Annotated in this window: 11 protein-coding genes; 7 read left to right on the forward strand and 4 right to left on the reverse strand. The window is 74.4% G+C overall.

Annotated features, from left to right (window positions below):
* Positions 1–121 precede the first annotated feature (121 nt).
* Both ACIQF6_RS21245 and ACIQF6_RS21250 read right to left on the reverse strand, forming a co-directional pair.
* Positions 122–937, reverse strand: coding sequence for a hypothetical protein (locus tag ACIQF6_RS21245; RefSeq protein WP_400897186.1), 816 nt, complete (start codon positions 935–937; stop codon positions 122–124).
* Between the two features lie 103 nt (positions 938–1,040).
* On the reverse strand, positions 1,041–2,063 hold the full coding sequence (locus tag ACIQF6_RS21250; protein WP_400897188.1) for a transglycosylase SLT domain-containing protein: 1,023 nt from the start codon (positions 2,061–2,063) through the stop codon (positions 1,041–1,043).
* A 272-nt stretch (positions 2,064–2,335) separates the two neighbouring features.
* Here ACIQF6_RS21250 and ACIQF6_RS21255 point away from each other — a divergent pair, with 272 nt between their 5' ends.
* Positions 2,336–2,605 (forward strand): GlsB/YeaQ/YmgE family stress response membrane protein, encoded by a 270-nt coding sequence (locus ACIQF6_RS21255; RefSeq protein ID WP_400897190.1) that lies wholly within the window; start codon positions 2,336–2,338, stop codon positions 2,603–2,605.
* Positions 2,606–2,641: 36 nt separating this feature from the next.
* On the opposite strand, the gene ACIQF6_RS21260 is transcribed toward ACIQF6_RS21255, so the two are convergent.
* A complete protein-coding gene (locus ACIQF6_RS21260) occupies positions 2,642–2,947 on the reverse strand; it encodes a hypothetical protein (protein WP_400897192.1) in 306 nt (101 codons plus the stop codon).
* A gap of 212 nt (positions 2,948–3,159) precedes the next feature.
* On the reverse strand, positions 3,160–7,869 hold the full coding sequence (locus tag ACIQF6_RS21265) for a multicopper oxidase domain-containing protein (protein ID WP_400897194.1): 4,710 nt from the start codon (positions 7,867–7,869) through the stop codon (positions 3,160–3,162).
* A 301-nt stretch (positions 7,870–8,170) separates the two neighbouring features.
* On the opposite strand from ACIQF6_RS21265, the gene ACIQF6_RS21270 reads away from it, so the two are divergent.
* The 6 genes from ACIQF6_RS21270 to ACIQF6_RS21295 all read left to right on the forward strand — a co-directional run bounded on the left by ACIQF6_RS21270 (position 8,171) and on the right by ACIQF6_RS21295 (position 14,338).
* The gene (locus ACIQF6_RS21270; RefSeq protein WP_400897196.1) at positions 8,171–8,836 is read left to right on the forward strand and encodes a response regulator transcription factor; all 666 of its coding nucleotides are present in this window, start codon (positions 8,171–8,173) and stop codon (positions 8,834–8,836) included.
* The gene (locus ACIQF6_RS21275; protein ID WP_400897198.1) at positions 8,826–9,824 is read left to right on the forward strand and encodes a sensor histidine kinase; all 999 of its coding nucleotides are present in this window, start codon (positions 8,826–8,828) and stop codon (positions 9,822–9,824) included. The genes ACIQF6_RS21270 and ACIQF6_RS21275 overlap by 11 nt, the downstream gene beginning before the upstream one ends.
* Before the next feature lie 179 nt (positions 9,825–10,003).
* Positions 10,004–11,161 (forward strand): PP2C family protein-serine/threonine phosphatase, encoded by a 1,158-nt coding sequence (locus tag ACIQF6_RS21280; RefSeq protein WP_400897200.1) that lies wholly within the window; start codon positions 10,004–10,006, stop codon positions 11,159–11,161.
* Between the two features lie 61 nt (positions 11,162–11,222).
* Positions 11,223–13,022, forward strand: coding sequence for a BTAD domain-containing putative transcriptional regulator (locus ACIQF6_RS21285; RefSeq protein WP_400897202.1), 1,800 nt, complete (start codon positions 11,223–11,225; stop codon positions 13,020–13,022).
* A 357-nt stretch (positions 13,023–13,379) separates the two neighbouring features.
* Positions 13,380–13,673 carry a hypothetical protein gene (locus ACIQF6_RS21290; RefSeq protein WP_400897204.1) on the forward strand — a complete coding sequence of 98 codons (294 nt, stop codon included), beginning with the start codon at positions 13,380–13,382 and terminating at the stop codon, positions 13,671–13,673.
* The gene (locus ACIQF6_RS21295) at positions 13,670–14,338 is read left to right on the forward strand and encodes an iron-containing redox enzyme family protein (protein ID WP_400897206.1); all 669 of its coding nucleotides are present in this window, start codon (positions 13,670–13,672) and stop codon (positions 14,336–14,338) included. The genes ACIQF6_RS21290 and ACIQF6_RS21295 overlap by 4 nt, the downstream gene beginning before the upstream one ends.
* Positions 14,339–14,363 lie beyond the last annotated feature (25 nt).

Genomic DNA, 14,363 nt, shown 5'->3' on the forward strand with positions numbered 1-14,363 from the left:
TTCGAGGTTAGCTCTGAATAAGAGCTATCGGGAGGCGGCGGCGGGCAAAGACCTGGTCGCGAACAGGCCAAGGGCCGGTCGCCCGACGGCGACCGGCCCTCGACGCGGGCTGCGGCGCCGGTCAGCAGTCCTTGAAGGCCGTGCAGACCGGCTTGGCGAGCGCGCTCAGCACGGCGCTGTCGGCGGGCGCGGACCAGGCGGTCTTCGGGTGTCCGCCCTTGGCGACCTGCGCGTGCAGGGTGAGTTCGACCAGCGCGCCGCCGGAGGTGGTCAGGTACTCGTGCACCTGCACGGCGCCGCCGTCGGACTGCGGCACGGTCACGGTCGCCACCAGGTACTCGCTGTCGTCCCCGACGATCTCGACCTTGGCCCCGGGGGCGGTGGCGGCGCAGCCCTTCACCTCGTCCTTGACCGCGCCGAGCACGCCGAACGCGGTCTGCGCGACGGCGCTGCTCTTCGCCGCGTCGCCGAGGTCGACGATGCTCTGGTCGGCCTGCCAGTCGCCCGCGGCCCCGCCCAGCGAGGCGGTGTCGAGGTCGGTCACGACGTCCGCCCAGTCGTCGGAGCGCTTGCCGTGGCAGAGCTGCTCGATCTTGAACTGGCCCTTGGCGCCCAGGCTCTTCGCCCCCTGGGCCGGGGCGGTCCAGTGCAGCGCCGTGTTCAGCGGCACCTGCTGGGGGTTGATCCAGGCCGCCGACGGCACCGTCGAGGCCTTCCCGCCGCCGGCCGGCGCGCCGGTGCTCGGGGCGGCCGTCGGGGCGCCGGACTCGGTGCCGGACTCGGCGCTGCCGGACGGCTGCGTCGTGCCGGCGGCGGGCGCCGCGGCGGTGGTCCGGGCGGTGTCGCCGCCGTCCGTCCCGGAGGGGTCGCAGGCGGTCAGGACGGCGATGGCGGTCAGGCAGGCCGCGGTGGCGGCGACGGAGCGGAGCGAACGCACGTGGATCCCCGGATTCGAGAAGGTCGGTGGACGATGAGGTCGGCCGGTCCCGCCGGCCGCCGCCCGGCGAACGTGCGGCGGCGGCGGGCGGGTTGACGCGGGATCAGTAGCCGCGGGCCGGACGGTGCGGGTCCGCCTGCTGCACCTTGGACGCCAGGTCGTGGCCGTCCGCCGAGACGTGGTACCGCTCCTGGATGTAGTTCATCGACGCCGCCACGTTCGCCACCGGGTCGTAGATGTCGGTGGAGGTGCCCTTCACGTGGTACGCCGCGAAGGTGGACGGAATGGTCTGCCAGCCGCCGCGCGAGCTGTTCAGCGGCGCGCCGTCGGCCTGCTTCGCGCCGTGCGCGTTGGAGTCCCACAGGTTCACCTGCGAGCCGGCCGCGTTGTACGAGGACTCGCGGTTGGCGATGGTCAGCATGCCCTTGGTCCACGCCTCGCGGGCCGCCGGGTCGGTGATGCCCATCGCGTCCAGCGCCTGCGCGATGTACTCGCGGCAGGCGGCCTCGCCGCTCTTGTACTGGCCCTTGCCGCCGTAGGTGACGTCGCCGGTCTTGATCGCTCCGGCGTGCGAGATCACCGGCGTCGGGTCGTTGCCGCCGCTGTGGCCGCCGCCGCCGCTGTGGTCGCCGCCACCGTGGTCGCCGCCGCCGCTGCTCTTCTTCGGGCTCTTCGGCATCGGCGCGGAGGGCTTCTTCGGGGCGGGCTTGTCGGTCGGCGTGTGCTCGCCGCCGCCCTGCCCCGGGCTCTTCGGCAGCGGCTTGGTCGGAGCGGGCTTGGTGACGATGTCGTGGGCGTGCTTCTCGGCCTCCTGGTACTGCTTGATCACGGTGCCGAGCTTCTGGGCGTCCTGGGCGAGCTCCTTGGTGAGCTTCTCCTTGGTCGCCTCCAGCGCCGCGACCTGCTCCTTGATCGCGGTCACCTGCTGGCGGACCTGCGCCACCACCGCGCCGAATCCGATGACGTTGCCGAGCGCGCCGGCGGCCAGGTCGGTGGCCGCCGCCTTGGTGATCTCACTCTTGATCCGGCCGGTCTGCTGGGTCATTTGGTTCATTCGCTGCTGGATCGTCTGGAAGTCCCGCTGGATCTTCGCGAGTTCGCTCAGCGTGACGCCGAAACCTGCCATGTCGTGTCTGCTCCCCCGTAGAACCTGACGCCCGTTCAGTCGTTTATCCCACCACAGAGCGTCCTGCGGCAATCACCGGCCCCCGCCGAGGGCGCGGCTACCCGCACGGCGGCGCCCGCAAACTGCCCGGCCCAGGTGTTCGCCGAGATGCCGGAGCGCGCCCGGCGCGCGACGATGGCAGCCGTGGACCGCCCGCCGGCGGCCCGCCTCCGAACGCACTGCCGGGACTCGCTGCCGATCGGCCGGCGCCCTACCGGAAAGGCTGGGATTCGATGTTCCAACTCCTCTGGATTCTGCTGATCGGCTTCGTGCTGGGTGTGCTGGCCAAGCTGATCCTGCGCGGACCGCAGGCCATCCCGTGGTGGCTGACCATGCTGCTCGGCGCGGCCGGCGCCTGGCTGGGCAACGCGGTGTCCGGCTGGATCGGCGTCCGCCACACCTCCGGCATCGACTGGATCCGCCACCTGCTCCAGCTCGGCTTCGCGATCGTCCTGATCGCCTTCGTCTCCCCCGCATGGAGCAAGTCCCACCCCAGCAGATGACGGCGCCCGCACGGCCGTCACCACCCACCGTCACCGTCACCGCCGCCCGCCGAGCCCCCCGCCCGGCGGGCGGCGGCGCGTCCGTCCGGCTCCAGGCCGTACCGGCCGCTGGGAGTACGTGTCGCCCAGGTACGCCCAGCGGCCGGTCATTCCGGCGGCGTGGCCGGTCGGCGTGCAGGGCCGGCCGCGCAGGCCCTTCGGCCCGGTGGGCGGGACGGCCGCGGCGCGGGCCGGCGTACGGCGGATCCGGTCCGCGGCGGGCTCCCAGGTGTCGTCGTCCGGCACCGCCGGCGCGTCGAACACCTCGCGGGCCGACTCCGTCTTCTTCCGAGCAGTGCACAACCAGGGGCGCGGGGTGGCGCGAAGGGGAACGAACGCGTCCGCGAGATCCGTCCTCCGACCGCCGGTTGCGCGTGGGCGGCCCACCCGGGGCGTGTGCCCTTCCGGGTGGGCCGGGACCAGGATTCGCGTCCCGCGAGACTCCGGATCTCGCCGAAGTCCCGTGCCCCTTCGCGCAGTTCTCCGCGCCCCTGGTTTCGCGCAGGCGAGGTCGGTCAGCCGGCGGTCCGCCGGAGCGCGCCGCCCGTCGCCGGAACCTGTAGTGGGTCGGAGACGGATTTCGCGGTCGTGCTCGGGAACTGCCCGCCGTAGCCGACGGTGTTGAGCGCGACCACCCGGTAGGCGTACGCGGTCGCCGGCGAGGAGGTCATGTCGACGAAGGTGCGGTCCTGGTGGACGTTGGGCTGGTCCAGCGGCGAGGCGATCGTTCCGACGTCGGTCCAGGTCGCGCCGTCCGTGGAGCGTTGGACGGTGAAGCCGGTCTCGTTGATCGAGTTGTCGTGCCACCGGAGTTGCACCCGGGCGTTGGCGCCCTGGCCGACCACGGAGGCGCTCAGCCCGTCGGCCTTCGCCGGGGGCAGGGCGAGCGATTCGGGCCGCATCATGTCCATCTCCTCGTGGCTGAGGATGTGGCAGTGGATGACGTACTCCCAGCCGAAGTTGACCAGTTGGTTGGTGATCGGCGCCGTCCCGTTTCCCTGCGGGTCGACGTTGTGGAACATCGAGGTGTCGCCGGCCGGCATCGTCGGGTCCAACAGCCGCACCGAGTTGGGCACTTCGAAAGGCGTGGTGGGCACCACCGGGCGCAGCGCAACGATGGTGTCCTCCAGTGGGCTCATCCGTACGGTGTCCTTCCAGCCCAGTTCGTTGGCGTCCGGTCGCAGGACGATGTTGTCCCAGGTGACCCGGTTGAGCACTTGGACGTCGTAGAGGTGGAAGTGCATCGGGTGGGTGTCCACGCCGTTGTGGGTGAACCGCCAGATCTGGGTGCCGTCGGCGGTGGAGCCGATCGGGGTGACTCTGGTGTCCGCTCTCGGCAGTGCGGTGCCGTCGATCAGTTCGGTCTGCGGGTTGATGTACGGGTAGAGGGTGACGTTCTGGGCTCCGGGGGTGGGTGGTTGGGCTTCGACGCCGAGGTTGGCCTGCATCCGGCCGTAGGCGTCGAAGCTGGTGGCGTTCATCTCGTCGTGGATGGCCTTGGGTTGCAGGGTCAGGGTGCTCCTGGTGGTCGGGGACTTGAGGGTGTTGAAGTTGAACGCAGTGGTGTCGTTGACCCGGACCAGTCCGTCGCAGGTGGTGACGGTGGAACCCGGGGTGTTGCAGTTGCTGCCGTTCGCGAAGCCGGTGCCGTAGGCCGAGTTGTAGGCGGCCTGCCCGACGATCACCGGGTTCTGGCCGGATTCGAAGACGCCGGAGCCGTCCGCGTGGTGGCGGAACGCGGCCTGGAGTTTCGCCAGGTTGAACGCGGGGGCCGGGGCGGTGTCGGCGACGGTGACCTGCATGACGGTGCGGGTGTTGGGGCCGTAGCCGGGCATGATTCCGGGTGCGCCGGCGGGGGCCAGGTCGGGGGCGCCGGTGTAGTAGTCGTAGGAGGCGATCCGGGCGGGGAAGGCGGCGGGCGCGTCGTTGTAGAGGATCAGTGTCCTGCCGGCGAACTTGGAGAAGTCGACCAGCACATCGGCGCGTTCGGCGGGGGCGAGGGTCAGCGAGTGCTTGTCCACGTTGCCGACGTCGAAGCGGGTCGGGTCGGTGATCCAGGTGGTGGGCTGCTGTCCGTCGATGACGGCGGGGGCGGGCAGGAAGCCGCCCTCGTTGGCGATCTGGATCCAACTGGGCCCGGCGGCTGGGTTGTTGGCGTCCACGGGGGTGGGCGACACGTTGGGGTCGGTCTGTGCGGCCTTCAACTCGTCCGGTTTCAGGGCGACTTCGGTGGTGCCGTCGCCCTGCTTCGGGTCGGCGGTGTACCACTGGAAGTTGAAGAACCGGTCGTTGGCGCCGTTGAGCAGCCGCAGCCGGTAGGTCTTCGGCTGGACGGTGGTCCTCGGGTAGGCGACGCCGTTGACGATCGGCGTGTCGTTGAACTGCTCCATGCCCATGGAGATGTTGGGCGTGCCGGGGATCTGCTCGGGCTCGCAGTAGGGCGCGGCCCGGTACTGCCAGGTGGTCGGGTCGTCGAGCTTGCAGTGCGGGTCGTGGTAGGGGTTGGGGATCGGCCCGTAGGTGGTGTCGCCGGCCGGCGGCCAGAACCACGGCCCGTACATCCAGCGGCCGTAGGAGCTCATGCCGCTCGGGTCGCCGGGGTTCTGTGCGGGCATGTAGACGTGGTGGTACCAGAAGCTGCCCTTTCCGCCCCAGCGTCGGGCGTCCCAGGTCGGGTCCTGGCCGTAGGACACCCGGTCGCCGCCCGCGTCGATCTGGTCCTTGAGCTGGGCGTCGTCGGGCACGAAGGTGCGGTCCTGGACCAGCAGGGGCAGGGTCGAGGCGGCGTCGGGGATGGTGCCGCTGTTGATCAGCGCCTTCTCGGTGTCGTCGGTGATGGTGTAGCCGGCGGCCTCGCCCGCGTACACGTTCAGCCGGGTGATGCCGTAGGAGTGGTCGTGGTAGAACATCAGCCGCGCGCTCTGCTGGTTCGTGTAGTAGAACGTCGAGCAGCCGTCGTCGGCAGCGGCGCACAGGGTCGCGCCGTCGGGGTCCACCATGTCGGGCACGTTCTGCACGCCGACGCCCTGCGGCCAGTCGGTCTGCTCGCCCGCGGGGGTGATCCACTGGTGCGGGGTGCCGTCGCTGATCCACGGGGTGATGCCGCCGTGCAGGTGCAGGGTGGCCCGATTGTCCTTGTAGCAGCCGGACTTGGCGTTGGTGCAGGCCGGGTTGCGGACCTCGTCGGTGACGCTGGAGCTGTTGCCGGGCGCGGGCATCGTCATCGGCCCCATGCCGGCGCCCATGCCGGTGGAGTCCACCGGCAGGAACAGGTCTCCGGCGGCGCCGGTCGGCAGCAGGTTGCGGAACACGATCCGCACCGGCCGGTCCTTGGTGGCGGCGATCAGCGGGCCCATCCACTGCGGTGCGGCCACGCCGGTGTACGGCAGTTGCTGCCGGGTGCCGTCCATCAGCTCGTTGTACAGCGGGACTCTGCGGCCGGGCACCGCGTCGGTGGAGAGCTGGACGTAGCCGCGCACCAGGGTGGGCGGCAGGTCGGAGGAGAACCGGGTGCGGTACTGCACCAGGCCGATGACGTACTGGTCGGCCTGCGTGCCGCCGGTGGTGACGGTCTCCGGCACGGCCTCGGGGACGAACTTCGCCGCCGGGTCGGTGGTCGGGTCGGCGAGCTGCCGGACGTCCGGGCAGCCGGCGCCGTTCGCGCCGGGGTTGCAGGTGGTCGGCAGGTTGTCCTGGAACTTCTTGAGGCCGGGCGTCAGGTAGCCGGCGCCGGGGCTGGTGACGGTGATCGAGCTGATCGCGCCGAGGTTGGTCACGGCGCTCGCCTCGGCGCCCGAACCGCCGTTGCCGGTGGGGTCGGTGACGGTGACGTCGGGTGTCGAGGCGTAGCCGGAGCCGGGCGTGTCGACGGTGAGCGCCAGGAGCTTCAGGCCGCTGGCGGCGGCGGCCGGGGTGGCGCCGGGGATCGGGTCGGCGAGCGTGCCGTTGCGGACGGTGACGCCGGGCGCGGCGGTGTACCCGCTGCCGGGGTCGTCGACCGTCACCTTGGCGATGCCGCCGCCCGGAGTGAGGTCGGCCGGCTCGACGTGGCCCTTGGCGACCGTGCCGTCCGGCTGCGCGGGCAGGTCGAAGTCGACGGTCGGCATGGTGTAGCCCGCGCCGGGGTCGGTGAGGTGCACGGCCGCCACCCCGCCGGAGGCGGTGGCCGTGGCGCCGCTCCCGCCGCCGCCGGTGACGGCGACCGCGAAGCCGCCGTAGCCGCTGCCGCCCGCGCCGATCCGGTAGTCGACCACGCTGCGGGTCTGCTGGACGGCGGCGGTGGCGGTGGCCGCCGTGGTGCCGCCGTCGACGGTGACGGTGGTCGCGCCCTCGGCGTAGCCGTGGCCGGGCGTGGTCACCTCGATGCTCGCGATGCCGCCGGTGCGCGGGTCGACGGTGGCGGTGGCCTCCGCGCCGCTGCCGCCGCCGGCCAGGGCGACCTGGGCGGCGAAGGAGTACGTCCGGTCCTGGGTGGCGAACCGCTCCCAGCCGGGGGCGCCGACGGTGACGGTGGCGTCCTCGGCGGGCGCGACCCCGGTGGGCGGACTGGTGCTGTCGTCCGCCCCGGCCGGATGGACCAGGGTGTCGGTCGGGTGGACCACGCCGGTGTCGACGGGGACGCCCTGGCCGTAGAAGGCGAGCAGGTCGCCGGCCCGGACGGGCGTGTCCGGCATGTCGTAGGCGGTGACTTCGCCGCCGGCGGCGCCCGGGGCGGGCACGGTGCGCAGTCCGCTGTCGGCGACGACCGTGTACTGGTCGGGGGCGCCGGTCGGGCGCAGCACGTAGCCGTGGAACCGGCCGCCCTCGGAGGTGCTGGGGCTGCCGCCGGGGGTGGTCTGGTTCCAGGTGCGGAAGCCCTTGAGGGTGCCGGCGGGCAGCGGAGTGCTCGTCAGAATGACGAACACCGGCCCGAGTTGCCCCTTCGGGGTGGCGTAGTCGGTGGCGAAGGCCCGGCCGGTCAGCGGGTTGCCGACCTGGACGGTGGTGGCGCTGCTGCTGATCGACACCTTGGCCCGGGAGACCGTCAGCGGGCTGTTCGCCCAGTTCGGCCAGGGGCCGAAGTAGTGCGGGACCTTGCTCTGGTCGGTCGGCCCGGCCGGTGCGGCGGCGGCCGCCTGCTGGGGCTGCGTCGGCGGCAGCCCGAGCAGGGCCGCCGCCACCACCGCCCAGACGCCGGCCATGGCGACGAGGGGCCGTCGCCTGCTCGTGGTGTGGCGCGTGAACACGCCGTCCCTCCTCCCTGTCGGCACCCGGCCGCCGTCGCGCGGGTCCGTCCCTTCCGGCGCTGCGGGTACGCCCCGCAACAGGGTGGGCGGGGCCGTGCCGTCGACCGGTGACGAGCTGCGGCGGATGCGGCCCCAGTGTGCGGACGGCGGGGCGGCGGGCAGGGAAAGATGACAGTCTTGTCATGAGGCCGTCATGACGGCACATCAGCTCCGCAGGGCGCACACAAAGTGCGATAATCATCCGCACGTTGAGGCGATGGCCCCGCCGGCACCTCCGGGGCGCGGGGAGGCAGCACCGAGCATGGCGCGACTGCTGGTCGTCGAGGACGAGGCACGCCTGCGGGCCTACCTGGTCCGCACCCTGGGCGCGGACGGCCACCTCGTCCAGGGCGCCGGCACCGGCCCCGAGGCCGTCCAGCGCCTGCGCGAAGACCCGTACGACCTGGTCGTGCTCGACCTGATGCTGCCCGGCTTCGACGGCTTCGAGGTGATGCGCCAGGCCTTCGAACTCCGCCCCGAACAGCGGGTCCTGGTGCTGTCCGCCGTGGTGGACGTCGCCACCCGGGTGCGCTGTCTGCGGACCGGCGCCGTCGACTTCCTCGGCAAGCCGTTCGCCACCGCCGAACTGGTCGAACGCGTCCGCTCCCGGCTGCGCACCGCCCCCGTCGGCGCGCCGCAGCGGTGGCTGCGCGTCGGGGACGTCGCGCTCGACCTCGAACGGCAGTCGCTCGGCATGGACGGACAGCAGATCCCGCTCTCCCACCGGGAGTTCATGCTGCTCGGCCACCTGATGCGACAGGCCGGGCAGGTGTGCAGCCGGCACGAACTGCTGGCCGGCGTCTGGGGCTACAGCGACGACCTGGCCAGCAACGTGGTCGACGTGACGGTCCGTCGGATCCGCGGCAAGGCCCCGCGGCCGATCATCGAGACGGTCCGCAACGTCGGGTACGCCTTCAGTGCCCGCTGACCGCTCCGCACCCGAGCGCGCCCTGTTCGCGGGCTGGGTGCTGTTCGTCGCCTGCACCCAGCTGGTGCGGTTCGTCGCGCCCGCGCTGGAGACGGTGGCGTTCCACCTGGTGTGGATCAGCATGTCCATCGCCTACGGCTTCGACGCCTGGTCCACCCGCCGGACGGCCGTGGTGCTCACCGCCGTCACCCTCGTCACCGGCGGCACCATGGCCGCGTACGCCGCGCGCGGCCGCCTCGGCTGGGACGAGCTCGCCGAAGTGCCGCTGATGGCCCTGGTGTTCCTCGCCATGGCCTGGCACGTGCGCCGCCGGGCCGCCGCCCTCGCCGAGGTCCGGGCCGCCGCCGAGCGGGAGCGCCGCGCCCAGCAGGACAAGGAGCTGTTCGTCCGCACCTGCTCCCACGAGATGCGCACCCCGATCACCGTCGCCCGCTGCTACGCGGAGCTGGTCCGGGGCGACCTGCCGGCCGGCGCCGGGCGGGAGGACCTCGACGTGGTCCTCGACGAACTCGACCGGCTCGCCCGCCTGTCCGGCCGGCTGCTGGTGCTGGCCGACGCCTACCACCCCGCCGCGCCCGAACTCGGCCCGGTCGACCTCGACGCGCTGATGCACCGCACCGTCCAGCGCTGGCGGCCCGCCACCGACCGCCGCTGGCACCTGGACGCGCCCGCCGTCCGCATCGAGGGCGACGAGTCCCGGCTGGAGGCCGCCCTGGACGCGCTGGTGGAGAACGCCGTCAAGTACACCTCCCCCGGCGACGCCATCACGCTGCGCTGCCGCACCGGCCGCCACGGCGCCGAACTCGACGTCGAGGACACCGGCGTCGGCTTCGCCCACTCCCCCGCCACCGGCCTGTCCGGCACCGGTCTCGGCCTGGCCATCGTCCGCGCCGTCCTCGACGCCCACGCCGGCGACCTCACCATCTCCCCGGCCCCGCACGGCGGTTCCCTGCTCCGCCTGCGCTTCCCGGCCCCGCACCCCGGCTGACGGCGCGGCGCCCCGCGCCCGGGCCGGGCCGGGCCGGCGAGGGCGGTCCGCGAGTGCGGGCCGGGCCGGCGAGGCCGCGGGCCGCGCAGCGGTGTGGCGCGCACCCCACCGGGCCCCCGGCGCGGGAGGATTGGCCGGCCGCGCGCAGCGGTGCGCGGGCGGGGCGGGAGGAGTGCGGGGTGCGGAGCGACCGCGGTGCGGACGGCGCGGGGTACGGCGTCGGCCGGGCGGGGCGGCTGGTGTCGCTGGGGACCGCCGCCCTGATGTACGGCGTCATGGTGGGGCTGCAGTTCGCGCCGGACGGCTGGCAGACCCCGTCGGTGGTGGTCGCGGTGCCGGCCCTGATCTCGATGGCGTTCCGGGCGCCGCTGATCGTGGCGTCGGCGGTGCTCGCGATCGGCACCCGCTGGGCGTTCGTGCCGGACGAGCCCGGGCGGATCGGCGCCGCGATCGGCACCACCGCGGTGATCGCCGTCATCGCCGCACTCGGCGTCTACCTGGTGCACCGCCGCGAGCAGGCCGCCGCGCACCTGGTGGAGATCAGCACGGTCGCCGAGGCCGCCCAGCGCGCGATCCTGCGGCCGCCCCCGCCCGTCGTCGGACCGTTCCGCACCGCCGCGGCCTACCGCGCCGCCGCCCAGTACGCCCGCGTCGGCGGAGACCTGTACGCGGTGGCCGACACCGCGTTCGGCGTCCGCGCCCTGATCGGCGACGTCCGCGGCAAGGGCCTGGACGCCGTCGCCACGGCCGCGGTGATCCTCGGCTCGTTCCACGAGGCCGCGCAGGACCACGCCCGCCTCGACGACCTCGCGGACCGGATGGACATCAGCCTGCGCCGCCACCTGAACGACGCCGAGGCGTTCGGCACCGCCTTCCTGGTCGAGATCTCCGCCGACGGGACGGCCCACGGCCTGTCCTGCGGGCACCCGCCGCCGCTGCTCCTGCGCGGCACCGGCGCCACCGAACTCCCGGTCTCGCCGCGGCCGCCGCTCGGGCTGAACGGCCTGGCCCCCGACCCGCCCGCCGACGAGCCCGCGCCGCGCGTCCGGCTGCGCCCCGGGGACACCCTGCTGCTGTACACCGACGGCCTCACCGAGGCCCGCGCCGCCGACGGCTCCTTCTACCCGCTGCTCCCCCGCCTGACCGCCCGCCTGAAGTCGCACCCCGGCTGGTCCGAACCCGCCCCGCTGCTGGACTGGCTGCACCGCGACTCCCGGGCCTTCGCAACCGGCGCCGCCGACGACGACGCCGCCCTGCTCGCCCTGGCCTGGCCGCCCGCACCGGCCGACCCCGCGCATCCCAGAAACCTGGGATACCCCGGGCCCCGACGCCTCTGACAGGGTGATCTGTCATGGACGCGCACGCTGAATCGGTGCGCCGTGCGTATCAGGAGGCTTCGTGGTCGCCGGGCTGAACGGCCGCTCCGTCACTGTCCCCACCCCCGCGGACGGCACCCGTCCCGGGCTGCGGCTCAGACTCCTCGGGCAGCTCTCCGCCGAAACCGACCACGGCCCGCTCAACCTCGGCTCGGTCAAACAGCGCGCCGTCCTGGCCGCGCTGCTCGGCCACCCCAACACCCTGCTCTCCACCGATCTGCTGACCGAGGCGGTCTGGGAGGACGAACCGCCGCGCTCCGCCCACAAGAACCTCCAGGTGTACGTCTCCGGCCTGCGCGCGGCGATCGGCGCGGCCCGCCTGGTGCACCGGCCCGGCGGCTACGAACTGCACGTCACCGAACAGGAGTTGGACACCCTCCGGTTCGACGCCCTGGTGCGGGCCGGCCGGGACGCCGCGACCCGGCAGGACGACGGCCGGGCCGCCCTGCTGCTCGGCGAGGCCCTGCGGCTGTGGGACGGCCCGCCGCTGCCCGAACTGCGCCACTCGTCCCCGCTGCGGGCGGTCGCCGAGCGGCTGACGGGCCGCTACCTCGGCGCGGTCGAGGACTGGGGGGAGGTGGAGCTGCGGCTCGGCCACGCCGGCCGGGTCGCGGGCGCCCTCGCCGACCTGGCGGACCGCCACCCGCTGCGCGAACGCCTCCAGGCCGTCCACCTGCTGGCCCTGCACCGGGCCGGGCGGCGCGCCGAGGCGCTGGCCGCGTTCGCCCAGCTGCGCCAGCAGCTCTCCCGGGAGCTGGGCCTGCCGCCCGGCCCCGAACTGGAGGCCTGTCACCGGGAGTTGCTCGCCGACCGCCCGACGCCGCGAGCCGCCCGCCGCCCCGCGCGCACCGAACTGCCCCCGGACACCACCGCGTTCACCGGCCGGGAGGCGGAGACCGCCGAACTGGTCCACGCCCTGCGGCACGCCGAACGGCCGGTCGCGTTGATCGGACCGGTCGGCGTCGGAAAGACCGCACTGGCGGTCCGCGCCGCCCACACGCTGCGCGACGCCTTCCCCGACGGCCGACTGCTGATCCGCCTCGGCGACGCGGCCGGCCGCCCGCGCGGCCGGCAGGCCGTCGCCGCCGACCTGGCCCGCCTGCTGGCCGTCGACACCGCCGATCCGACCCAGCTGGCGGCCCGCTGGCGCGAGTGGCTGGCCGAACACCGGGCGCTGGTGGTCCTGGACGGCGTCGCCGACGAACGCACCGCGCACGCCCTGCTCCCGCCCGACGGCCCCGCGACCGTCCTGGTCACCGGCCGCACCCCGCTCGTCGGCCTCGGCGCCGCCCACCGCCTCGACCTCGCCCCGTTCACCGTCCCCGAGGCGCTCGCCCTGCTGTCGCTGCTGATCGGCGCCCACCGGGTCGACGCCGCCCCCGCCGCCGCCGAACGCATCGTCACCGACTGCGGCCTGCTGCCCTCCGCGGTCCGCCTGGCCGGCGGCAAACTGGCCGCCCTGCGCCACCTGCCCCTCGACGAGTTCGCCGACCGCCTCGCCGACCCGCACCGCGCCCTGGACGAACTCGCCGTCGGCGAGACCCGCCTCCGCGACCACCTCGACACCCAGTGGCACACCCTCGCCCCCGACCAGCGCGCCACCCTCACCCACCTCGCCCGCCTGCCCTGGACCCCCGCCTTCGACCTCACCCACGCCGGCCGGGCCCTCGACCTCGACCCCGCGCCCGCCCTCGCCGCCCTCGAACGCCTCATCCTGGCCGGCGTCCTCCTCTGCCCCACCGAGGAGGTCTCCGCCCACGCCGCGCACTACGCCCTCCCGCGCCTCACCCACCTCCACGCCCGCCTCCAACAACCCGCCTGACGACGCGGCGCCGGCACCGGCCGGGCGGCCACGGAGTCAGGAGCAACAGCGCGCCCGCCCGGGGATGCTCGACCCCGCCGCCGCGCCGCACCACCGGGGCGGCCCGCGCCCGCAGCCGGATCGCGGTCCGCCCTGCACACCCGTTTCGACGCCGAGGACGACCCCTTGATGCGCGCAGTCCTGATCCTGGCCGTCGGCCGACCCGCCCGGGCGCCGCGAACGCCCGACCGGGCCCCCGTCGCCCGTTGTACCGCCCGTTGTACCGCCCCTTATGCATCCCTTATGCGCCCCTGTACCGGCCCGCAACCACCGCCCCCCACAGTGCTGACGGCAGCCGCGCGGACGGGAGGGACGGACGTGGAACTGTCGCAGATCCTCGGCCCGTGGCCCCGACCGGCCGGGGGGCCGTCGGTGGCGTCGCCCCGGCGGCGGCCGCCCGCGTGCGCGCACGGCCCGACGGACTCGCCGCTGGACTCGCCGACGGACTCCGCCGACCGCCCGGACGTCGGGCGCCCGGCCGCCCCGCCGCGCCGCCACGGCCGCGCCCCGAACGTGCGCCCGATTCAGCTGCGCGCCCGGCCCGGCGCCCGGCCCGAACACGCCCCGCACCCGCCCGCCCCGCCCCTGACCCGCCCCGGGAGCGCGCCGTGAGCATCCCGTTCTCCCGGGCGTTGAACGCCAGCCTCGCTCCGGCCGCCCCCGCCCTGCACCGGGCGAGTGCCCGGCTGTGGCGGCCGGACGGTGATCTGGCGGGGCGCTACCGGCGGTATCTGCGGGCGATGCACGCGCTGACCACCGCGTCCGTTCCGCTGCTGGAGCGGGCCGCGGCGGCGTGCGCCCGGCTGGACGACGACTGGGCGCCGGCGCTGGCCGCGTACTTCGCGGGGCACGCGGCGGAGGAACGGGGCCACGACGCAAGACTGTTGGAGGATCTGGCAACCGCCGGGGAGCCGGCCGGGCGGCCGTTGCCGCCGCCGTTGGTGGTGGAGCTGGCGGGGGCGCAGTACTACCGGATCGAGCACCGCCATCCGGCCGCGCTGCTGGGGTATCTGGCCGTGCTGGAGGGCCAGGCGCCGTCGCCCGTGCTGGCGGGGGCGCTGGCCGCGCGGACGGGGCTGCCGACGGCCGCGTTCCGGACCGTGCGCGAGCACGCGGATCTGGACGCCGAGCACCTGGCCGAGGTCGAACGGCAGCTCGACCGGCTGTCGTTGACGGCGGCCCAGCAGGCCGAGGTCGCCGACAGCGCCCTGCACACCGCGGGCATCCTCGCCCGGCTCTTCCATCAGCTCGCCGCGGACTCCGGAGGACAGCGATGACCGGCCCCGATGCCCACCCCGCCCC

Source organism: Kitasatospora sp. NPDC092948 (genome assembly GCF_044754805.1).
Classification (GTDB): Bacteria; Actinomycetota; Actinomycetes; order Streptomycetales; family Streptomycetaceae; genus Kitasatospora.